Genomic DNA, 22,150 nt, shown 5'->3' on the forward strand with positions numbered 1-22,150 from the left:
GAATAAGCACTTTCCGCACTGGAACAAAGCGACCACTAATTATTTTGGATTTTCGTGACCGGATTATCAGCCCCCAAAGCACGCTTCACCGCTGCACGCGCCGACGCCAGATCCGGCATGACCCAGTTCGGCTCGCTACCAAGAAACTTATCAAGAAATGCTATCGCATAACCCGGCATTTCCGAGACGTTTTCCTTGTAAGACCACCATGTCCGCAGCTCATCAGCACACTGATCGATATCCGGAACAGTACCGAATTCCTGCTCCTGCACAGCAGCAATCGCGCAGATACAGTAGTTTGTGTAGAGAAAACCTTCTGGCCAGAAGCTGACGATTTCGTAAAGACGCGCGGCATCGTCTGCAGCGTGCTTTGGCGGCGAAACGACCTTCGCAGGTGACAAGCGGATCAGCTCTCGCAACACAAGGCCCGCAGCAAAGGTGATGAAATCCTTACGATCCACCTTGGCGAAACGCTTGTTCTGATCAACGAGCTCCACCCAGTTCAGGAAGGCTTCTGTGAGCTTCTTTTCATCAATCTCATATTCGACGCCATAAAGCTCATGCAGTAAGCTCGCATGTTTACGGAACGTCGCCCTGAACCAACGCAGCTGGCGCAGTCGATGACGCAAATCTGGCATCGATGCCATTTGTTCTCTGAGTAGCAAATCCATGTTGCGAGCGGCCTCCCGTTTACAAACGACATTATGCGAAACCGATTGCAATGTCAGTCGTCATTCGTCTTCATTTGCTGACAAAATTATACATATTGACATTCAAGAAGACAAATGTTCTCTATTTACTGAAGGGCGAACTCGGAAAATATCCTATTCGTCCTTCGTGGGAGGAGAACAAAATGGCTATCTGGCAATGGGCTTTGCTGGCGCTCGCCTTGCTTTGGGGCTTTCAGTCTCTGGGCGTCTGGTTTCAGATGCGTCACTATTCCGATGTGATGAAAGGCATCACCTCGAAATATTCTGACGGCTTTGTCGGCGCGGGTCATGTGCGAGGCCGCTTCGGCAGAGGCGTTATTGTTTTGCTCGTCGTAGACCGCAATTTGGTGGTGCGACGCTTCCTGCAAATGAGCGGACGAACAGTTTTTGCAACATTCAGCCGCCGCGAAGGCTTTGAGGGAATGCGCCTCAGCGAGTTGCAGGACAATCCCGCAATTGGAGAAGGAACGCCTGAAGTGGTGGCTGCTGCCAAGCAGGCGATAGAGCAGATCGGTCGCATAAGAGATCAATCCGATGGGATCGAACTCGAAGGTCTGAAGGCAGTGGGAGCATAGGAGTTGCTTGCCTGAAACAAGCAATCGAGGAGGAGCAATGTCGATAGTGACGATGTTGGCACAACATGCTGACGTAACAATGCAATCTATACATATGGCCGGCAGCATGATTTCCGATGCGGCCCTGCATGGCAAACATGCCGCAGAGCACGCGGGAAATGATCTTCTGCAGCTTGCACAAGCAACAACCACCGCGCCAGCCGATGCCGGCAGCGGCGGAATTACCGTTGATCAGTTCAAGGAACGCCTTCAGAACGTCCAGCAGGAAGAACAGCTGGGCTGGCTTGCTTCGATCGGCAAGCATTTCATTGGCGTCTTCCAGAAGGGTGGCGAAGTTTTTGCCGGGTTTGTAACGGGTATTATCCCGACGCTCGTCGTGCTGATGACCGCCTTCTATGCCGTAACCGAACTGGTCGGTGAAAAGCGCGTCCACGGCATTGCCCGCAGCGCCGGACGTATCGCACTTACCCGCTATACGGTTCTGCCGGTTCTTTCGGTGTTCTTCCTGACCAACCCGATGGCCTACACATTCGGGTCGTTTCTGGACGAAAAATACAAGCCCGCCTTCTATGACGCGGCTGTTTCCTATGTTCATCCGCCACTGGGTCTCTTCCCGCACATCAATCCGGGCGAATACTTTGTCTGGGGCGGCGTGCTCGTTGCACTTCTCGAACTTGAGAAGAAGGGCGCAGTTCCAACGGGTTATCACATCAACGTCGCCATCTGGTACGCCATCGTTGGTCTCGTCGTGATCCTCCTTAAAGGCATGCTCACAGAACGCATCACCGCCATCATGGCGCGGCGTCAGGGCATAGAGCTTTAAGCGGGAATTGGGGAGGACGACATGGTAAAGACCTATAAGGCAGTTAAAATTTCCCGCGGCTCAAATGGCTGGGGCGGTCCGCTTGTCATTCAGCCGACAGAGCAACGCAATAAGGTGGTTTCGGTCACTGGCGGCGGCATTCATCCGCTTGCACGCCGGATTGCCGAACTGACCGGAGCAGAGGCCGTTGACGGCTTCCGCTCACCGCCAATCGAAAGCGAAATGGCAGTCGTGGTTGTCGATTGCGGCGGCACTGCCCGTTGCGGCGTCTATCCGCGCAAGCGCATTCCAACGGTAAACATCACACCGGTTGGACAATCCGGGCCACTGGCACAGTTCATCACAGAGGACATTTACGTGTCAGGTGTGAAGCCGGAAGACATTGTATCCGCTGATGGCTCAGCCGCCGCAACCCCTGCAGCTGCCGCAGCTGAAGAAGAAGAGCCTGCACCGATAGAACAGCCGAGCGAAGGCGGCTTGGTCGGACTGATCAGCAGTATCGGTCGTGTCATGGGCCGTGTGGTTGGTATCTTCTTCCAGGCGGGTCGCCGCACAATCGATCAGGTTATCCGTAACGTTTTGCCATTCATGGCATTCGTGACCATGCTGATCGGTCTGATCCTCTATACAGGCATTGGCGATATTCTTGCTCAGCCGCTTGGACCCCTAGCCAATAATATTGTCGGCTTGCTCGTGCTTTCCGCCATCTGCGGCTTGCCGTTCCTTTCGCCAATCCTTGGACCCGGCGCCGTTATCGCGCAGGTCGTCGGCGTGGCGATCATAGGACCGCAGATCGCCAACGGCACCATCGCTCCGGCCATGGCCCTGCCTGCGCTCTTTGCCTACAACACGCAGGTCGGTTGTGACTTCGTACCGGTTGGTCTGGCGCTCGGGGAAGCGAAACCCAAGACAATCGAAATTGGTGTTCCGGCAGTTCTGATCAGCCGTCAGATCATGGGGCCACTTTCGGTCCTGATCGCATGGGTTGTCAGCCTCGCAGTGCTTTAAGACGTTCAGCCTGTCGCAGCAAAAGCGGCGGCAGGCAATCTCCCAAACATCTGCAATGTCGATGTCCCCTGATCACTATTTCCGGGCATCGAAGATCATACCAAGAAAGGACCGCCTCTATGTCGATACATCTGAAAACGCGGATCACCGCGATCGGCCCGGAAGTTGCGGATCTCGCTGAAGGCGGCGTTCTCATTCTTTTTGCGGATGGATCGCCACCCGAACTCGCTGAAGTTTCCGTAATGCATATCGTGGAAGAAGGACCTGAAGTGTCCGCACCTGCTGTCGGAGCCCGCATCACCATCGGCTCACTCAACGCAGAAATCACTGCTGTCGGTGATAGCGCCTGGCAAAAAGTACGCGAAATCGGCCACGTCGTTATTTCGTTTACGGGCGCACAATCGACAGATCGTCCAGGCGAAATTTGCGCTACTGAAATCGTCGGCGAAGAGCTTGTCGCTGCTCTCAAAGAAGGGCAGATTATCACCATCGGCGGCTGAATCTGGCCATCATTGGATTTGGAATTACGTGTTAAAACAGATAATTGGAACAAGTTTCGACATTCAGGATGTTGGAATGTTTCAGATGTCGCTTTGAGGCTTATATAAATGGAACGCTCGACTATCGTCCGGGTGCATGAAGGGCTGCATGCGCGCCCCGCAACCCGCTTCGTTACACTGGCCAAGGGTTTTGAAAGCGACATCGAAATCGCCAAGGCCGGAAAAAGCGTAAGCGCCAAAAGCTCCGTCAAGCTGATGCTGCTTGGTGTGAAAGAGCTTGATGAAGTGACCGTTCGTGCCGATGGTGCCGATGCCATTGAAGCCATCGAAGCTTTGATTGGCTATCTGGAAAACCCGCAGGCTGGTCTTGAAGAGGCCGCTGCACCCGCTGCTACCCCTCAAGCAGAAACAGCGCCGCCAGCCGCTACTCAGCCTGCGATTACGATAAAGCTGCCCACGGGTCAGATAAAAGGCATTGGTGCGAGCGAAGGCATCTCATTGGGCACTGCGTTTCCGTTTTTTCCTGAAGAAATCAAGCCGTTGGGCCGGAAGCTTGCAGCATCTGAAATAGACACCGAGATTGCCCATTTTAAGTCGGCTATCGCGACGGTACAGCAACGCATGGATGCTTCGCTCTCCAGCGACAACCTCGCTGACGCTGACAGAGGCATCATTGCGGCATTAAAGGATATTGCTGCGGATGATAGCCTGACCGACGAAGCGCTTGGGCTCATTCGAGATGGTTTAGATGCCATTTCGGCGATGCTTGCTGCAGCTTCCACGGTTGCCGGGCAGTTTGCGGCACTCGACGATCACTATCTTAATGCACGTGCAGATGATGTGCATGCCGTCAGTCGCCAGATCTGTCTTGCACTTCTCGGCAAGGAAGATATCAATCTGGAAGGCTTGCCAGCAGGATCCGTACTCATCGCTGAAGACATCGGCGCCTGGGATTTAGCAAGAGCTCCGCTCAAGAAAATCAAAGGTGTTGTCTGCGGACATGGCGGCGCCACATCGCATGTTGCGATCATTGCGCGCACGCATGGCATTCCGGCTGTTCTTGGCCTCGGAAGTGCAATCCATGAGCTCGAGAATGCAAAGACCGTAGCAGTGGACGGAACGTTCGGCATCGTTCATGCCGATCCAGACTTGGCTATCCGCAACGAAATCGAAGCGCGTATTTCCAAAGCAATGCAGGAAAAGCAAGCTCTGGATGCTTATCGCTCGATCACACCGCGTCGCGCAGATGGAACCATTATCGAAGTCGCAGCCAATATGGGCGCGCTTGAGGAGATCGACGTCGCGCTCGACGCCGGTGCGATGGGTGTTGGTCTTTTCCGTACTGAGCTCCTCTTTATGAAGCATATTCATCTGCCGTCCGAAGATATGCAGGCCGAAACCTATTCGGCACTTCTCAAAGCATTCGCACCACATTCGGTTATTGTCCGGACCCTCGATATCGGTGGCGATAAGCCCATTGCAGGCATCGAGTTTCCCGAGGAAGAAAACCCTTTCCTTGGCTGGCGCGGCATTCGCATGTGTCTGGATCGTTTGGATGTATTCAAGCCGCAGTTGCGCGCATTGCTGCGCGCAGCAGTCAATGGCAACCTCAAGGTGATGCTGCCGATGGTCTCGGATGTCGAAGAAATTCGCGCAACCAAACGACTGATCGCAGAATGCATCAGCGAACTTACAAACGAAGGTAAAGCCTTCGCCCAGTTTGACCTTGGCGTTATGATTGAGACACCGGCGGCTGTTTTTGCCGCCAGAGAACTCGCAAAAGAATCGGCTTTCTTCTCCATCGGCACCAATGATCTCACGCAATATGTGATGGCTGCGGATCGGCTCAATCCAACCGTTGCGAAGCTCAACGACGTAAGCCACCCGGCTGTCATGGCGGCAATTGAGATGACCGCAAAGGCGGGTACCGAAGCAGGCATCATGGTGGGCATGTGCGGCGAAGCTGCAGGAAAGCCGGAACTCATCGGCGAATTCCTGCGCATGGGACTGACCGAGCTCAGCATGAGTCCGGCTTCAATTCCCCGCGCAAAAAAGCTGATCGCAGATATGTTTGGAAACTAAACTTCATCTGCGACGCATCTATAAAACAAAGCCCGGATCATCGTATCCGGGCTTTGTTTTATGGCAGGTGTGCAATCAAGGTCTGGAACAGATTTTCGAGCTGTGGATGATCTCGATCTTCAGCAGCCTGCATCAGACGCTCATGTCTTGCGTCCAAAGCCAGAATGGCGCTCTCAAGTGGGTCAATTCCTTCCAGGTCGCCAGCTTTCGCTGTGGCCAGTCCGCATGCCAGGCCAACAGCAGCGAAACACATTGTTTCGAATTTACGTAAAGCCTGCGGATCGCAATGGCCATCCAATGAAATAAAACGAACCGGCTTTTCCGCGAGAAGCTCGAAAAACATGGCCGTGATGGCCTTGGCCGTTTCGGCTACTTTTTTGTCGCCCGCCTCGGCGGCAACCGCGCTCTTCAAGAGAGCTCCATGTTCGCGCATCACGTTTGCATGCACCGTGACAAACACAGCTTCCTGAATCAGCACATTCTGCAACTGATGGCGGCGGAGCACTTCCTTCGTGAGATAGTACATATCCTTGCGGAACGCGCGCCCACCTTCAGCTCCTGCGCCGAAATAAACCGACAGGCTTCTCACATGCGGCGCACTGTTATGAACATTCGGGTTCGATGAAATCAACGAAATGGAGATTGTTTCAGCTGTGGTCAGCGCCTTGTCCATCATGCTCGCAGCGTGTCCAAGCAACAGTTCCGGCGACACGATTTCACCCGGCCGGGAAGCGGCTTGTTCGCCCTGCAAACTTTCATGACGATTGCGGCGAATCATATATCGAACCTCACGCAGCCGGTCTTTCAGATTGACTGCAATTTCTTCCGAAAGAATGCGTAACATGTTCATTTTCCTTAACCGAAGCGCCACCGGAACAACCTGGACAGAGCATGTGAATTATTGTTTGCCTTCACGTGGAAAAGCAATAGGTTCGCTTTAAGAGCATCACTTCTATAAAGCAGTATTGCGCCAATAATTTGAGGGATTATTTTGAAAAAAGCTGGCAAGAAGACGCAAAAAAATCCAGAGACAGCTGACCTCATCATTGGATCGGAAGGCGTTGCCGCCGAAAACCGCACGAGCCGGTTGAGAACGCGTGCCGCGTGGATGTATTACGTCGAACAAATGACTCAGAACGACATCGCAGAAGCGCTCGGTGTCGGCCGTGTCACAATCGTGCGCCTTCTTGCTGATGCCCGTGCTCGCAATGAAGTAAAAATTACCATCGAAGGCAAGCTGGCAAGCTTGACCGCATTGGAAGTGGAGCTTGAAAAGACCTTTGGTCTGGAACGCGCGATTGTCGCGCCGCTCTCTTCATCTGACATTGATCCTATTCCACCGATCAGTGCTGCCACCGGCGCTTATCTGTCGGAAAAGGTGCAGCACGGCATGACGATTGGCGTCGGCTGGGGGCGCACCCTTTCCAGCACTCTGCAGCACATCGGTGCCCGCCCGCTCAACGATTTGAAAGTGATCTCGCTCCTCGGCGGCATCGTGCAGCCACGCCGTTCCAATCCGCCGGAATTTGCCTGGCAGTTTGCGCAGATTTTTCAGGGTGAAGGCTATCTTATCCCCGCCCCTGCTCTGGTTGATAGCAAAGAGACACGGTTCGCTCTTATCGAACGTTGCGGATTGAATACTGTGCTGGATATGGCCGAAGAATTGGACATGGTTCTGCTCAGCGTCGGCGACATTCAAACCGCCAGCAGCACGTCTTATCGTGTCGGCCTGATTGACGAGGAACAGAAGCTATCGCTCATCGCGAATGGCGCTGTCGGCGACGTACTTTTCCACTTCTATGACAAGAACGGGAAGATCGTTGATGATCCTGTGCACGATCGCGTTATGTCGGCCAAAATAGAAAGTCTTCAGAAGACGCCGCAGCGTATTCTTACATCAGGCGGCAAAGAGAAAATTGCCGCTCTGCTTGGCGCAATCGAACTTCTGAAGCCCACCGTTCTCATCACCGATGAAGAAAGTGCGACACAGATGCTCAAGGACAGGGCGCAGTCCGAGTAACAACAAAAAGCACATCGCCGCAAAACGATGTGCTTTCTTTTTAATCACACCAGTTGAACATCAATTGGCAGCAGCCGTTGCACACTCTTTAAGGATTTGCAGCACCGCAGCCCGCTCTTCGATTTGTGGCATATGTCCACAACCTGCGAAAATGTGGACGCCAACTTTCCCCGGCAAACCATGAGCCTGGGCAACGGGAATAACCCGATCTTCGGCACCGAAGATGAGCCGCACCGGCATTGCAAGCGAGGCAATGCTTGAGCGAACCTCAAAAGTCTGTGTGCCATCCGCAAAAAACCGATGACCAATCGCTTCCTGCGTATCGCGCAGTTCTGCATCAGCGGCTTGTGCAACTGTTGCATTGATGAACGGCTTCGTCAGATGGCTCTCATCGACAACGAGCAGTTTCAACCAGGGAACGATGCTGGCTTCGCTTTTCGCGCCGATAAGACCTTTTATGAACGCACCATTGACCTGCGGTCCCAAACCACCCGAAGAAATAAGCAACAGGGAACGCACATCGACAACGCCACGCGCAGCGGTGACTGTGGCGACGGCCCCGCCAAGCGAGTGGCCGATCAACAGGCACGACGTCACACCTAAAGCAGCAAGCGTCGCTTCGACTGCAGCAGCAATGTCATCAATGCTTTCAGGAACGACACGTGGTGAATTGCCGTGTCCCGGAAGATCAAGTGCCAGTATCGGGTGGCCAAGCGATGCCCCGGCAAACAAGCCACGCCATGAGTTGAGGTCCGCAGCAAAGCCGTGGATCAGCACAATCGGCAACCGATCGGCCTCGCCCTCACGCAACCAGACTGCGTTAAGCTGACTAATGACAGCAACATCTGTGTTTGTGCGTACAGACGATTTAGTCTGCACAGCCAACGGTTTTGTGACGGTGATATTGCTTTCAACGTCCTTTTTCTGGACACGACCTTTGGGTCCAGAACCCAAGATACTTGCAAGATCAACACCCGCTTCACGTGCAAGCCGACGAGCGAGTGGTGTTGCCCGCACATCATTGGCTGAGCTCGGCTCAAAGCCTTGGGAGGATTTTGGTTCAGCCTGTTTTGAAGTTACCGGCTCAATGACGGTTTCTACGGTTACAGCGGCAACTGGCTCTTCAACGACCGAAGTTGACTTAGCATTACGCTCTTCGCCTTCGTCGTAGATCCAGGCGACAGTCTGACCAACCGGGACAACGGCGCCTTCTGCGGCACTGATATCCGCAATGATGCCTGATGCCGGAGCATCGACTTCCATCGCCGCCTTGTCAGTCTCAATTTCAAAGAGAAGCTGGCCCTTCGTGACGGTATCGCCATCCTTGGCGTACCAGCGCGAAATCTGCCCCGTCTCCATATCCATATCGACCTTGGGGAGAATGACTTCCGCAGCCATGGTCAGCGTACTCCCTTGGCCAGATCACGCGCACTTTTCAGGATATCAGGCACCTGCGGAACCGTTGCGCGTTCAAGATCAGGATTGTAAGGAATTGGAGTTTCTGCCCCGCCAAGACGCACGATTGGCGCATCGAGATAGTCGAAGGCATCACTTTCCGCCACAATGGCAGAGATTTCAGCACCGATGCCAAGCGTCTTTACAGCTTCATAAACGCAGAGGAGCTTGGACGTCTTCTTGACGCTTTTAATGATGGTTTCGCGATCAATCGGGCGCACGGTGCGCAGATCGATCACTTCAACATCAATGCCTTCTTTGGCAAGTTTGGCAGCCGCATCAAGTGCTTTGTGCACCATGATTGCGGTTGCAACAATTGTGAGATCGCGCCCCTCGCGAACCACTTCCGCCTTGCCGATTGGCACGGTGTAGAAGCCTTCAGGGACTGGTCCCTTGGTCTTATAAAGCAGCTTGTGCTCGAAAATCATGACGGGATCAGGATCTTCGACGGCTGCAAGCAACATGCCTTTGGCGTCATAAGGTGTCGACGGCTGCAAAACTTTGAGACCGGGAACATGACCAAGCCACGCTTCAAGGCTCTGACTGTGCTGTGCTGCGGCACCCGTTCCCGAACCTGCGGGAAAGCGCATGACCAGTGGCACAGAAACCGCCCCGCCCAGCATGTAGCGGATTTTTGCCGCCTGGTTGACGATCTGCTCCATAGCAAGTGCTGCAAAGTCGGAGAACTGGAATTCAAAAATCGGACGCATACCGGTCAGTGCTGCGCCGACAGCAACACCTGCGCCGCCCAGTTCTGAAATCGGGGTGTCCATGACCCGGTCCTCGCCAAAGCGATGCACCAGATCACCCGTCACCTGAAATGCGCCACCATAGACGCCAATGTCTTCACCCATAAGAAACACGCGGTCGTCGCGTTCCATGGCAATTGCCATGGCTTCCTGAATAGCTTGCGAGTAGCTCAACTCACGGATTGTCGTGTCCATGTTCAAATATCGTCCGTGTAAACGTCGCGGGTTAGGTTGGTCAGATCGGGTGCAGGGCTGTTCTTGGCGAACTCAATCGCCTTAGCGATCTCCTTCTCCACCTCGGCACGGATCGCCTCGATCTCGGCATCGTTGATGAAGCCATAGGCTTTCAAATCGGCCTCGAAATGCGCGATTGGATCGCGATCGTTCTGCCAGTGCTCGATTTCTTCCTTGGTGCGATAGCGGTTGCGATCGCTCTTGGAATGACCACGAATGCGGTAGGTCTTGTTTTCAATGAGCGTCGGCCCATCACCGCGCCGCGCGCGTTCAGTGGCTTCATTCACAGCTTCCGCCACTTCCGACAGATTGTTGCCGTCCACGATCACGCCCGGCATGTTATAGGCCGAGGCGCGGTCAGCAACATTGGCAACTGCCGTCGAGCGCTTAGTGGAGGTGGACATGCCGTAGCCATTGTTTTCGCAGATGAAAACAACCGGAAGCTTCCAGACCGCGGCCATATTGAGTGCTTCGTGAAAAGCACCCTCATTGTTCGCACCATCGCCAAAGAACGACACGACCACCTTGCCGTTTTTCTGCTTCTTGGCGGAAAGAGCTGCACCTACCGCAATCGGGATACCCCCGCCGACAATACCGTTCGCACCGAGATTTCCCTTGGAAACATCTGCGATGTGCATCGAGCCGCCACGGCCTTTGCAATAGCCGGTTTCCTTGCCGAAAAACTCAGCAAACATGCGCTTCACGTCTGCACCCTTGGCGATGCAGTGGCCATGACCACGATGGGTCGAGGTGATCATGTCGTCATCGTTAAGTGGCAGGCACGAGCCCATCGCGCTTGCTTCCTGCCCGATGGACAGATGCATTGTTCCGTGAATAAGGCCACGCGTGTAGCTTTCTTCCGCGCCCTCTTCAAAGCGGCGGATGAGATACATTTTACGCAGTGCTTCTTTCAGCTGTTCCGGCGAATAAGTGCGGAAAGCATAAGGCAAATTGTGACGGTCGCCCGTATCCTGCGGTTCGACTTTTTTGGCTTGAACCATGATGTTTTGTCCTCACGCTCCGTAAACGAGCTTGTCTTGACGCGCGCGCAGTTCGGCAATCTTGGAACCGGGTGCCACAGCCGCATTATCGTAAGTGATGAGCTCGCCCTTCTTGATCGGCTTGGTCACGCTGCCGCCCTGCAGAAGCCCGCAAGGGATCGCGTGCGCATTGCGCGCTTCGCCCGAAGTCATGATCCACGCGCGGTAGCAATATTCACCGATGGCATCGAGCTTTTCGCCCGGCTGCATGTCCTTCTTTGCAACGGCTGCCACTTCGGCGACCGGCTTTGAAAGCGGAACCATGTCCGGCTTGCCATAGAGCACAACGCGGGCGCAGGTGAGCGGCACTTCAAGGGAAGTCAGGTGATACGGACGATGGAACGTGAAATATGGACCCTTGCCCATCTTCAGATCTTCCATGCGCTCGGAAATACGCGGATGCGACATGTCGGCCACGACAAACACGCCCGGCGCAACGCCCTTCCCGATAGAGTAATCAACCACACCGACCTTCGACAGCACACCGCCGTCCTTTTCAGGGATCAGTGTCTTGTTGAGCTGGTCGAGCGTTGCAGCAGGACCGTGCATACCGGCTTTATCGGGGACAAGACCTGTTGCATTGGCAATAGCAGCCATTTCAACCATGGTCTTTGAACCGTCGACGAATTCCACCAGCATACGCACGTTCATATTACGGCGCGTGGCTTCTTCCATATATTGGTCAGGAACCGCATCGATATTGAGTGGATTGTTCTTGCCCTTGCCCGCAGCCACAATCGGGTGGCCCATCGCGGTCACAAACTCGATCAGCTCCATGCAGGATGACGGCTCGTCGCCTGCGCCCAGCGAATAGGTCACGCCAAGGCGCTCGGCTTCGGCTTTCAGATAAGCACCAATGGTGACGTCCGCTTCGACATTCATCATGACAAGATGCTTGCCATGCTCCATAGCGCGCAGGCCGATTTCGGCCCCCACAGCTGGAACACCGGTTGCATCGATCACGACATCGATAAGATCATTTTCGAGGATCAGATTGGCATTGTCGGTTACAGCAACCTTGTGCGCTTCCATAGCAGCAGTCAGGTCGGAAGCTGTCGAGACCTCGCGGCCATGGCCTTCTTCCTGAAAAGCAATATCCACGGCCTTGAGTGCATTGGGAACGCGCAGTTCAGAAATAGCGCCAACCTCGATGCCCGGCATGTGTGCAACGCGCGTGACGATATCGGTGCCCATTTCGCCGGAGCCAATCAGTCCGATGCGAATTGGGCGCCCACTATCCGCCCGCGCCTGCATGTCACGCGCCAAACCTGTCAACGCCACACTGGTTGCCATCGTTTCCTCCTGAACGTCCCTGCAAAATTCTCGCAGTCTCCTCTGATGCATTATCGATTAATGAACATTTGTTTCTAAGTCAATACCAGTGTTCATTTCTCGCGGCATTTACACCTCTCGAAATGCCATCTTGTTATTCAACTTTAGTTTGCTATAGAATACAAATGTTCTGCCGTTTCGCCCAATTCACATTTTGAAACGTCGATACGCGCGAGCTAATAATGATGTTCTGTTAGTTCGGTGCACTTTGGGACGTGCTCCGAGGGGGAGGAGAGATAAATGGACGCATTTCTGAGCGGACTTAAAACGGCAGTCGATACGCTTGGGGCGACAGTCCTGTTGCCTATCGTGATTTTCATTATTGCAGTGGTACTTGGGGCGAAGGTCGGCAAAGCCTTCCGTGCAGCCATAACAATTGGCGTCGCTTTCATCGGTATCAACCTGGTCCTTGGCCTTATGTTCACCTCTATCGGTGAAGTGGCTCAGGCAATCGTCACCAACACAGGCATCAAGCGCGACATTGTTGATGTCGGTTGGCCTTCGGCTGCAGCCATCGCCTTTGGTTCATCCGTGGGCTTGTGGGTTATTCCAGTTGGTATTCTGGTCAACATCGTCCTCCTGCTGATGCGCTGGACGCGCACGCTCAATGTGGACGTATGGAATTTCTGGCACTTTGCTTTCGTAGGCTCGCTGGTTGTCGCTGCAACCGATAACCTCGCTTACGGCATCATCATTGCAGCACTGGTTGCAGCACTGTCGCTGTTGTTTGCAGACTGGTCCGCACGCGCTGTTCAGCAATTCTATGGCGTACCCGGTGTGTCCGTGCCGCATCTGGCCTCGGCGCAGATTCTGCCAATTGCCATCGTGCTCAACTGGATCATGGATCGCATTCCCGGCATCAACAAAATCAACATCAGCACCGAAACCATCGAACGTCGCTTCGGCGTTTTCGGTGAGCCGGTCGTGATGGGGCTGATCATCGGCCTCGTGCTTGGTACTATCGCATTTTATAATGCTGGCGATTTCGGCACGATCCTCGCCAAGGTTCTCGGCACCGGCATGACGCTTGCAGCAGTCATGCTGCTTCTGCCGCGCATGGTGAAAATCCTGATGGAAGGCCTGCTGCCGGTTTCTGACGCTGCACAGGAATTTGTGCGCAAGCGCACAGGCGACCGCGAACTTCTCGTTGGTCTCGACTCGGCAATCCTGATCGGACACCCGGCTGCGATTTCGTCGTCACTCATTCTGGTACCGATTGCGATCATTCTGTCGGTCATCCTGCCGGGCAACCGCGTAATCCTGTTCGCCGATCTTGCCGTCATTCCGTTCATCGTCGCCATGACGGCACCGCTTCTGAAAGGGAACGTGTTCCGCATGGTCGTCGTCGGAACCATCACACTGGCCATCGGCTTCTATGTCGCCAATGCGCTCGCACCATTGTTCACCGGCGCTGCTGTTTCATCGGGCTTCAAGCTGCCTGAGAACGCCTTGCAGATTACTTCGGTGGTCGATGGATTCCTGTGGGTGCCTTACGTCATCATCTCGGCCATCCAGTGGCTCGGTGCTATTGGTATCGCGGTAATCGCCGTCGTTATTGCAGCACTTTTCATGCTCTATCGTCGCAATGCGCAGGCATGGGAACGCGCTGCGGGTGCTGAGGACGAACCTGCAGACGAAATTGCAGCCTGAGCGCGGCAATGATCGCTGCATGAAATACAAGTCGCACGTCGAGATCGGCGTGCGACCTTCTTTGAATGGAGAATGGAATGGCTGCTGGTCTGATTGATTTTCTCGACCCACAAGCGATCGAGCTTCAGAGCGACGCAAAAACCAACGAAGAGATTATCCGGATATTGGCGGGCAAGCTGGAGAAACTTGGCTACGTCAAGCCAAGCTATGCTGATGCCGTGGTCAGCCGCGAACTGTCCATGCCTACCGGATTGCCACTAGAGCGCGATGATAACGTCGCAGTCCCTCACACCGATCCTGAACATGTGATCAAGGCTGGCATCGCCTTTGCGACGCTGAAATCGCCCATCCAGTTCGCCAATATGGAAGACCCGGAAGAAGCTGTCCCGGTTGGATATGTGTTTCTGCTTGCTATCAACGACAAGGACAAACAGATTGAAACCTTGCAGCAGATCATGGCAACCATTCAGGATGCTGATGCACTCGACAGGCTGAATGCCGCACGCACGCTTGAGGACGTTCAAACTGCCTTGCAATAAAGGCTAGAGCATTTCCAGCAAAAGTGCGAAGCGGTTTTGCGTCGGATAATGCGAAAAACAAAGAAATAGAGCATTTCCAATGATTCAAGAAAAACAGGAAATGTTCTAGCGCCCTGAACACACAAGCACCAATTGGAGGAAACCATGGCTAAAATGAAAACAATTCTCTTCGCTTGCGGTACAGGTGTAGCGACATCTACGGCAGTGAATGCAACCGTCACCGAAGAAATGAAAAAGCGTGGGCTTACCTTCAACGCTCAGCAGGCAAAAGCGACTGAAGTTGCTTCTCTGGCTGACAATGTGGATTTCATCGTTTCCACTACGCCTATTTCGGCTTCTGTGACCAAGCCCGTCATAAAGGGCCTCCCCTTCCTGACCGGCATTGGCAAGGATCAGGTTCTCGATCAGATCGAAGCCGAACTGCGCAAATAAGCGCGGACCGTGAAACCTGACCGTTCACGCGATCTAACGGGTTTAGTGCGGGTTATCTTCTGAAATCCGATAATCCCTAAGTTTCGCAACAGCGCAGCGGGCGGCGCCAGCACCTCCCGTTGCGAGTTCTCTCCCGCACTGGCTTGAACCAAAGCCCTATCGCAGATCAACCAGATCGCCCACAATCGCCGCAGCCTCGTTCTGCAGGACATCTGTCGCGCTCTTGCGGTTTTTCTCAATCGCCAGATCAGCACTCAAGCTTCGCTCATTCGATTGCAGACCGTCATCCACCCCGGTATCAATACCGTCGTTGACCTTCCCGCGTGCCTTGATCCGCTTTTCCTGAGCGGCCATCTCGTTGCGACGTTCAGTTTCGTTGAGGGATATGGACTTTTTCTCGCGCTGCTCTTTCAGCGTTGCAACGTCTTGCAAAAAGTCCTGAAACTCCGGGGATTTCTGCACGCGCTCATCATGGAAATTTTGCAGCCGGGGCAGCGACGCCTTTATATTGTCTGATGACTTGTACTTCGCAGCCTTCACCTGCGACCAGGGCAACGCATTGTCGAAGCTCGATTCACCGACAAGCTTGAGATCGAAAAGGCCCGGCAAACTGATATCGGGCGTTACACCGCGCAATTGGGTCGTTCCACCGTCAACTCGGAAGAACTGGGCGACTGTGAATTTAAGCTCGCCATATTCCGGTTTAGGATTATTGGCCACCTCGTCGAGATTGACCACGGTCTGCACTGTTCCCTTGCCGAAACTTGGTTCGCCGATAACCACACCACGACCATAATCCTGTATAGCCGCAGCAAAAATTTCGGAAGCCGAAGCTGAACCACGATTGATGAGTACGCCCAGCGGCCCCTTCCAGGCAGGCGACGAAAGACTGTCGCTTTCCACCTTGACTTCGCCGTTTGCATTGCGCTGCTGAACAACCGGCCCTTTTCCAACAAACAATCCCGTCAGGTCGATCGCCTCGCTGAGCGAGCCGCCGCCATTGTTGCGCAGGTCGACCAGCACACCGTCAACCTTGTCTTGCTTCAACTCAGCAATGAGCTTGGCAACATCGCGGCTGGCGCTCCTGTAATTCTTGTCACCCTTGCGCCGCGCTTCAATGTCTTCATAGAATGCCGGCAGAGTGATTACCCCGATCTTGCGGGAAGCATTTCCGTCCTTCACCGAAAGGATCTTTTTCTGGGCTGCCTGCTTATCGAGACTGATCTTGTCACGGACCAGAGAGATGACATGATGCTTGCCGTCGGGGCCAGCATCAACAGGCAGAATATCGAGCCGCACGACCGAGCCCTTGTCACCACGGATCATCTGCACGACCTCGTCGAGGCGCATGCCGATCACCTCCTTGATAGGACCTTCCTTACCCTGTCCGACGCCAACAATACGATCACCCACGGCAAGCTTGCCCGATGACTGTGCCGGGCCACCAGCAACCAGTTCACGGATCGTCGTGTAGTCGTCTCTTTCCTGAAGCACCGCGCCAATACCGACCAGCGACAGTTTCATTGAAATATCGAATTCAGCTGAAGCTTTGGCACCGAAATAATCGGTATGCGGATCAACCGACGTTGTATAGGCAGCCATGAATGACTGGAAAGCGTCGTCGCTGTTATATTTAAACGTGCGCTCAATGGAGTTGTCATAGCGTTTATCGAGCGTCTTGCGAATAGTCGCATCATCTTTGCCGGCCAGTTTCAGGCGCAGCCAATCGTTCTTGACGCGCTTGCGCCACAGATCATTGCTTTCCTCATTCGATCGCGGCCAAGGCTCCTTGTCCCGCACGATGGAAAAATCTTCCTGCTTGCTGAAATCAAAACCCTGCTTAAGCAGGCTGCGTGCAAAGGTCATGCGCTCAATAATACGCATCTGATAGACGTTGAAGACGGAAAACGGGATGGTCAGGTCCTGGTGTTCGATGGCATCATCGATTTCCTTGCTGCCAGTCAAAAATTTGTCCACATCCGCCTGCATGAAGATCAGCCGATCCGGGTCCAGCGAGTCTATAAACCGGTTCATGATCCGGACCGACAGCGCATCATCGAGAGGAATGGGCCGATAATGAAAACGTGTGAGAAACTCTGCCGTTAGATTGGCGGCTTGCATTTGCTCCGGCGACGGCTTCAAAATAGCCGGAGAACTGACTTCAAGAGCATGTGCCGACGAAATGCCTGCCAAAAAGAGCCAGACCAAGCCAATTTTAATGCGTTTCAAGCTATGTTCCATTCCCGACATTGAGCGCTTAGTTCCAACCCTTGTTCAGCAATTATGTTTTTTTGGCAACCGTCTGTATGAATTATTCCGCCGAGCGGCACTTGGTGCTGGCTCAGAAAGATTGGCCTTGGTTACCGGAGAGGCTTCTTCATGATCAAAGGTCCATCTGAAGCAGGAGCCATATATCGCATTACCACCCGGATCGTCCGGGACTTAACCGGAGTTCTGTTCGCGCACTCATTCAGCGCCTGCTGCGCGCTGATTGCGAATTCTCGACCTGCTCGCCGCACTGGTTGATACTCGACAGTCACGATACGCATCAACTCACCCTCGGCATTATATGTAACCTCGAAAGTTGCAGACGCTCGTTGATAATCCATGTTCTCGGGCAACTTCCAGCACTCGGAAGCCATATCGGCAACCAATTGCGCGTCGTTTGCGGCAGCGGGAAAGGCTGCAAACAGCAACAGGATGGTTCCAACGACCCCAGTTCTGTGCATGTTTCTCCCTTACAATTTCGCGCGTTACGATTTCATCCTTATACGTAGTCGTTCAATTGCAAAGCTACCAGTCTGGCGAGGCTTGCGGTTGGAAAACTTGTGCGATCACCAAGCCGGATCTTTCCTGCATTCCCTGTTCATCATCAGTTCATACGCCAGGTTTCAGGATGCGGGCCTGAAAGGAGTACGCAGAATGAACCTAGTCAAAGGACTGATCGCCGGTGTTCTCGGTGTCGGGATGTTGATCGGAGCAGGCGCGGCAAATGCAGCACCTACGCTGAACGTCGCAAAGCCAGACGTGAGTTCGAATGTCGAACAAGTCCGGGATCATCGGGGGCATCATTCACGGAAACATTGGAAGAAACGGCATCACTACAAGCGAAATCATTGGCGCTCGCATCACCGCCATTATCGGGGACCGCGCTGGCATTCGCATCGCCATTACAGGCACAACGCCTGGCGCAATCATCACAGACACCACTATTATAGTGGGCCACGCGTAAGGCGGGGTCATTATTAATGAAAGGGGCGCGTAACCGCGCCCCTTTTGTCATTCTCGCTGAAAATAGTCGGGGTTGAACCACGTTCAGCCCCGACAGTTCTTTCTCACTTTGCTTCGATAGCCTGCAGGCCGGCAAGGGCGCACTCTGCATCGGTTGCACCTGATGGTGCGCCGCCAACACCAATGCCACCGACCAGCGAATCGCCGATCTTGATCGGCAGTCCACCAGCCTGAATAACAAAACGAGCATCCATATCCCGCATGCCATTATTGGCTGGCTTCGATGCGATGAACTCTGCAAGTTCACCGGAGTCGCGGCCCAGGGCTGCTGACGTAAACGCTTTTCCTTCCGCGCTGTTGCCAGTATGCGGACCGGAAAGATCGGCCTTGAGCAGAACCTTGGTCGATCCATCGCGCGCCACGACTGCGACGCTTACATTATTGCCCTTGGCGACACAGGCATCCAGCGCAGCCTGTGCGGCCTTGGTTGCCAGATCAAGGGGCAGATAGGGCGTGGTAGGAAGAGTCTGAGCGAAAGCGGTAGCCGGGGCCATCGACAAAACGATAATTGCAAGTTTACGGATCATGGTCGTTCCTCAGTTGTGATGAGGAACATTTAGTTCCCGTCAGCAAGCAGTGAAATCCGTAACATTTACGAACTTATCGGTAGTTCTACGGATGTGACTGTCCTTCAAGCCACAAACGTGTCATTTCCGCTTGCGAAGTCGTGCCCAGTTTTGCTCCTATGGCCGCACGGTGGCTATCTATCGTGCGTGGCGACAATTCAAGGCTATCGGCAATTTGCCGGGTAGTGAAGCCTTGTGCAATACGATCAAGCACCTCACGCTCACGCGCCGTCAGCGCGTCCAGCAGTGCCAGCGTTTCGGCTCTCAGAGCCTCGCTCCCCAGCTTGCGTTCAAGCAGTTGCTGAGCCTTCTGGATTGCATCGATCAAATCCTGTTCATCGACCGGCTTGGAAAGATAATCCACCGCGCCATTTCTAAAGGCGCGACGACAGGCTTCGATATCGCCGTGGCCCGAGATGATGATCACCGGCCAGTCAACTTCCTGCCCGGCCAGAAGCTCCTGAAGCTTCAGGCCCGTCATGACAGGCATACGAATATCGAAAATCATGCATCCGGGTTTCAGTCGCGGCAGCTGCGTCAGAAAAGCGGAAGGATCAGCAAACCCCCTGACCTCGATGTCTATGGTCGACAGAAGAAGGCTGAGCGACTTTCGTACCGCTTCATCATCATCGACAAGATAGACCGGCTGAACCATCGTCTTAACTTCCTGTGCCATCGGCGATTGGGAGCACAACGCGAAACAACGCACCTTGCTCCTGAGGAATATAGGAAATTTCGCCACCAAAGCGTTCAACCAGCCGCTGGCTAAGTGCCAGGCCGAGACCGGTCCCTTCGGGGCGATTTGTCGTAAAAGGGGTAAAAAGACGCGGCAACAACTCTGGCGCAACACCGGGGCCGTTATCGGCAATTTCCAGAATAGCGAGCGATCCGTCAGCTTTCAGGGATGCGTTGACCCGTCGATCACCATCACTATCATGAAAGGATTCAATTGCATTGCGGAGAAGATTGAACATCACCTGTTCCATTTCCACCGGGTCAAACGCAGCCAACAAAGGTGTCTCGGGTATCGAGAGTTCAACTTTGACGCCTTGTCGTACAGCCTCCGAGGCGAGCAGTGTCTGCACGTTCTGAAGTGAAAGGCGTAGATCAGCATATTTCGTCTGCCGGCGCTGCGGACGAGACCAATTGCGTAGCCGATCCAGAATGGCGGATGCCCGACGCGCCTGATCCACCATATCGTCCAGCGCTCCGGCCAGTGCCGTCATATTGTTGCGGCTCAACAAGCGGCGCCCCGCCTGAGCCCCCGCCAGAAGTGCCGTCAAGGGCTGCGTCAACTCATGTGCCATGCCGCTTGCCATTTCGCCCATCGTGTTGACGCGTGAGGCGTGTGCCAATCGGGCTTCGAGGCTACTCAGTTCTGCACGACGTTCCGCATGGCGCGTGCGTTGTGTCTGGCGAACGATGACCAATCCACCAAAGAACAGCAGGTTCGTAAGAACGAGGATCGGAATAAGCTGGTCAAACGGCAAGAGATCAGTCCAGCCCATGGCAAGGGCTGTCTGGAAGAGAAGCGGTTGCGTTGCACTGCCCAGTTTCTTGGAAAAATGCGCTTCACCAAATGTGCCCGCGCTACTGAACAAAACCTTCCCATCTGGCATGAGGATACGCAGCGCAACGCCATCCCGGCTCCAGAATGCATCGTCAGAACTGATGAGACTGCCCGCATTGATCGAGAGTGTCAGACCGTCGTGCGGGTTGTCCGTATTCGGGCTGCGTTTTACGATCATGTAATGCCCGGGTCGCGCAGCAGGTGCCAGAAGCTCGGGGACGCCTCGCGATGAACGGGCGGCCACACGTATGGCATCAGCCATTTCCGGTTCCAGATTTCTTGTGCCGGTCACGGGCTCGGCCGGGTTCATCGGCACCAGCTGAATTTCATCGATGCGCGGATAGAAACGAGTGATCGTTGCTGCCACTTCGAGGAAAACGTCATCCTGCGAAACATCAGCCGTTCGCGCTTTGGATTGAGCGATCGTTGAAAGCGCCGTCAGATGGGCATCGTGTTGGTCGGCACGCTGGGAGGCCTCACGATGTAACGTAAAGCTGGCAGCTTGAAGTTCGGACAACAGCGCCGCTCGTTGATAAACAGCAAGGCTGCCTATCGCCAGAAGGTTGAACAGCAGACACAAGAAAAATGGAAGCAAGGCAGATCGGATGCTTCCATTGTAGGGGTTCATAAATTGTATCCCGGTATCAGGCTGTGTTCTGGTCTTTATGGCATCTCTGCTATCTATATATACCCGTATTTATCTCCCCGTCCAAACCGCACCAGGCACGATACATGCCGGGGCTGTTGAACGGCAGGCTGACATTGCCTTTGCGATCCACCGCAACAAGACCGCCGGAGCCACCGATTTCACCCAGCTCGCGGACAACCGCGCCAGCCGCCTCATTGAGCGATTGCCCTGCCCAGCGCATCCGTGCATCCACTTCGTGACCCACCACCCAGCGAATGAAATATTCTCCGTGACCTGTGGCGGAAAGCGCTACCGTCTCGTCATCCGCCCAGGTTCCAGCACCAATGACCGGGCTGTCACCAACGCGTCCCGGGGTCTTGGCGGTCATGCCGCCCGTGGAGGTAGCTGCCGCCAGATGACCGAAACGATCCAGCGCAACGGCCCCGACAGTGCCATGCTTGCGGGCAGGATCGCCATCATCGGCAGCACCACTGCGACGACGTGCCATTTCGTCATGCAAGGCCTTGCGACGCTGCTCCGTCGAGAACCACTCCGGCGCCATCATTTCCAGACCCGCAGCTTCGCAAAATCGCTTTGCCCCTTCGCCTGCAAAAAATACATGCTCGGTCTGCTCCATGACCGCACGCGCGGCCAGAACAGGATTGCGCGGCCCGCAAATTCCGGAGATGGCGCCGCATGCCCGTGTTGCACCATCCATGATGGCCGCATCCATCTCATGCGTTTCATCCGTCGTGAAAACAGCCCCATGACCAGCGTTGAAGAGCGGATTTTCTTCCAGAGCAATCACAGACGCCGTCACAGCATCAAGTGCTTTGCCACCTTTACGCAAGACATCCAGTCCAGCCTGCAGGCATTCACGCAGACCGGCATGATAGGCTGCTTCCTTCTCTGGCGTCATATTGGCTTTAAGAATGGTTCCAGCGCC

The 22,150-nt window shown here is 54.3% G+C and carries 22 protein-coding genes; 10 read left to right on the plus strand and 12 right to left on the minus strand.

The genetic code is table 11. The features are described from left to right. Positions 1-35: 35 nt before the first annotated feature. Positions 36-671, minus strand: coding sequence for a hypothetical protein (locus tag AAE521_RS23235; protein WP_012093435.1), 636 nt, complete (start codon positions 669-671; stop codon positions 36-38). Positions 672-853: 182 nt separating this feature from the next. On the opposite strand from AAE521_RS23235, the gene AAE521_RS23240 reads away from it, so the two are divergent. The 5 genes from AAE521_RS23240 (at position 854) to ptsP (ending at position 5,698) form a co-directional block, all read left to right on the plus strand. After that, positions 854-1,285: a transcriptional regulator GutM gene (locus tag AAE521_RS23240; RefSeq protein ID WP_342062618.1), complete on the plus strand. Its 432-nt coding sequence runs from the start codon at positions 854-856 to the stop codon at positions 1,283-1,285. A gap of 37 nt (positions 1,286-1,322) precedes the next feature. Beyond that, positions 1,323-2,108 (plus strand): PTS glucitol/sorbitol transporter subunit IIC, encoded by a 786-nt coding sequence (gene srlA, locus AAE521_RS23245; RefSeq protein WP_084094417.1) that lies wholly within the window; start codon positions 1,323-1,325, stop codon positions 2,106-2,108. A gap of 21 nt (positions 2,109-2,129) precedes the next feature. Beyond that, a complete protein-coding gene (gene srlE / locus AAE521_RS23250) occupies positions 2,130-3,116 on the plus strand; it encodes a PTS glucitol/sorbitol transporter subunit IIB (RefSeq protein WP_342062619.1) in 987 nt (328 codons plus the stop codon). 119 nt (positions 3,117-3,235) lie between these two features. Then, positions 3,236-3,616 (plus strand): PTS glucitol/sorbitol transporter subunit IIA, encoded by a 381-nt coding sequence (locus tag AAE521_RS23255; RefSeq protein ID WP_342062620.1) that lies wholly within the window; start codon positions 3,236-3,238, stop codon positions 3,614-3,616. 108 nt (positions 3,617-3,724) lie between these two features. Continuing rightward, the gene (gene ptsP, locus AAE521_RS23260; RefSeq protein WP_342062621.1) at positions 3,725-5,698 is read left to right on the plus strand and encodes a phosphoenolpyruvate--protein phosphotransferase; all 1,974 of its coding nucleotides are present in this window, start codon (positions 3,725-3,727) and stop codon (positions 5,696-5,698) included. A gap of 58 nt (positions 5,699-5,756) precedes the next feature. On the opposite strand, the gene AAE521_RS23265 is transcribed toward ptsP, so the two are convergent. Then, positions 5,757-6,371, minus strand: coding sequence for a hypothetical protein (locus tag AAE521_RS23265; protein WP_342062622.1), 615 nt, complete (start codon positions 6,369-6,371; stop codon positions 5,757-5,759). A 318-nt stretch (positions 6,372-6,689) separates the two neighbouring features. On the opposite strand from AAE521_RS23265, the gene AAE521_RS23270 reads away from it, so the two are divergent. Next, positions 6,690-7,718: a sugar-binding transcriptional regulator gene (locus AAE521_RS23270; protein ID WP_342062623.1), complete on the plus strand. Its 1,029-nt coding sequence runs from the start codon at positions 6,690-6,692 to the stop codon at positions 7,716-7,718. A 60-nt stretch (positions 7,719-7,778) separates the two neighbouring features. On the opposite strand, the gene AAE521_RS23275 is transcribed toward AAE521_RS23270, so the two are convergent. Genes AAE521_RS23275 through AAE521_RS23290 form a run of 4 tightly spaced genes read right to left on the minus strand, consistent with a single transcriptional unit; the run spans position 7,779 to position 12,489 of the window. Further along, positions 7,779-9,116: an acetoin dehydrogenase dihydrolipoyllysine-residue acetyltransferase subunit gene (locus AAE521_RS23275; protein ID WP_342062624.1), complete on the minus strand. Its 1,338-nt coding sequence runs from the start codon at positions 9,114-9,116 to the stop codon at positions 7,779-7,781. A 2-nt stretch (positions 9,117-9,118) separates the two neighbouring features. Then, positions 9,119-10,117: an alpha-ketoacid dehydrogenase subunit beta gene (locus AAE521_RS23280; protein WP_071633939.1), complete on the minus strand. Its 999-nt coding sequence runs from the start codon at positions 10,115-10,117 to the stop codon at positions 9,119-9,121. A 2-nt stretch (positions 10,118-10,119) separates the two neighbouring features. After that, positions 10,120-11,157 (minus strand): thiamine pyrophosphate-dependent dehydrogenase E1 component subunit alpha, encoded by a 1,038-nt coding sequence (locus AAE521_RS23285; RefSeq protein WP_071633938.1) that lies wholly within the window; start codon positions 11,155-11,157, stop codon positions 10,120-10,122. A gap of 12 nt (positions 11,158-11,169) precedes the next feature. Further along, on the minus strand, positions 11,170-12,489 hold the full coding sequence (locus AAE521_RS23290; protein WP_342062625.1) for an NAD(P)H-dependent oxidoreductase: 1,320 nt from the start codon (positions 12,487-12,489) through the stop codon (positions 11,170-11,172). A 279-nt stretch (positions 12,490-12,768) separates the two neighbouring features. Between AAE521_RS23290 and AAE521_RS23295 the strand changes: the two genes are divergently transcribed. From AAE521_RS23295 to AAE521_RS23310, 3 genes are all read left to right on the plus strand, one after another. Further along, positions 12,769-14,178 (plus strand): PTS galactitol transporter subunit IIC, encoded by a 1,410-nt coding sequence (locus AAE521_RS23295; protein WP_342062626.1) that lies wholly within the window; start codon positions 12,769-12,771, stop codon positions 14,176-14,178. 77 nt (positions 14,179-14,255) lie between these two features. Then, positions 14,256-14,717, plus strand: coding sequence for a PTS sugar transporter subunit IIA (locus tag AAE521_RS23300; RefSeq protein ID WP_071633935.1), 462 nt, complete (start codon positions 14,256-14,258; stop codon positions 14,715-14,717). A gap of 144 nt (positions 14,718-14,861) precedes the next feature. Further along, positions 14,862-15,149, plus strand: coding sequence for a PTS sugar transporter subunit IIB (locus tag AAE521_RS23310; RefSeq protein ID WP_010659301.1), 288 nt, complete (start codon positions 14,862-14,864; stop codon positions 15,147-15,149). A 156-nt stretch (positions 15,150-15,305) separates the two neighbouring features. Here AAE521_RS23310 and AAE521_RS23315 read toward each other — a convergent pair whose 3' ends face one another. Together AAE521_RS23315 and AAE521_RS23320 are read right to left on the minus strand one after the other, a co-directional pair. Beyond that, positions 15,306-17,390: a carboxy terminal-processing peptidase gene (locus AAE521_RS23315; protein ID WP_342062632.1), complete on the minus strand. Its 2,085-nt coding sequence runs from the start codon at positions 17,388-17,390 to the stop codon at positions 15,306-15,308. Between the two features lie 119 nt (positions 17,391-17,509). After that, positions 17,510-17,878, minus strand: a complete 369-nt coding sequence (locus tag AAE521_RS23320) for a hypothetical protein (protein WP_071634553.1) — start codon at positions 17,876-17,878, stop codon at positions 17,510-17,512. 308 nt (positions 17,879-18,186) lie between these two features. Between AAE521_RS23320 and AAE521_RS23325 the strand changes: the two genes are divergently transcribed. Continuing rightward, entirely contained in the window at positions 18,187-18,381 is a 195-nt protein-coding gene (locus tag AAE521_RS23325) for a hypothetical protein (RefSeq protein WP_071634554.1), read from the plus strand. 103 nt (positions 18,382-18,484) lie between these two features. Here the strand turns inward: AAE521_RS23325 and AAE521_RS23330 are convergent, their stop codons facing one another. The 4 genes from AAE521_RS23330 to AAE521_RS23345 all read right to left on the minus strand — a co-directional run. Further along, positions 18,485-18,967 (minus strand): GlcG/HbpS family heme-binding protein, encoded by a 483-nt coding sequence (locus AAE521_RS23330; RefSeq protein ID WP_342062627.1) that lies wholly within the window; start codon positions 18,965-18,967, stop codon positions 18,485-18,487. A gap of 85 nt (positions 18,968-19,052) precedes the next feature. After that, the gene (locus AAE521_RS23335; protein ID WP_342062628.1) at positions 19,053-19,661 is read right to left on the minus strand and encodes a response regulator transcription factor; all 609 of its coding nucleotides are present in this window, start codon (positions 19,659-19,661) and stop codon (positions 19,053-19,055) included. A gap of 4 nt (positions 19,662-19,665) precedes the next feature. Further along, positions 19,666-21,093 carry a sensor histidine kinase gene (locus AAE521_RS23340; RefSeq protein WP_342062629.1) on the minus strand — a complete coding sequence of 476 codons (1,428 nt, stop codon included), beginning with the start codon at positions 21,091-21,093 and terminating at the stop codon, positions 19,666-19,668. A gap of 160 nt (positions 21,094-21,253) precedes the next feature. After that, the coding region (locus AAE521_RS23345; protein ID WP_342062630.1) for an isoaspartyl peptidase/L-asparaginase family protein at positions 21,254-22,150 on the minus strand (897 nt) is incomplete at its 5' end.

The sequence above is a fragment of the Brucella cytisi genome (genome assembly GCF_038433355.1).
GTDB lineage: Bacteria > Pseudomonadota > Alphaproteobacteria > Rhizobiales > Rhizobiaceae > Brucella > Brucella cytisi.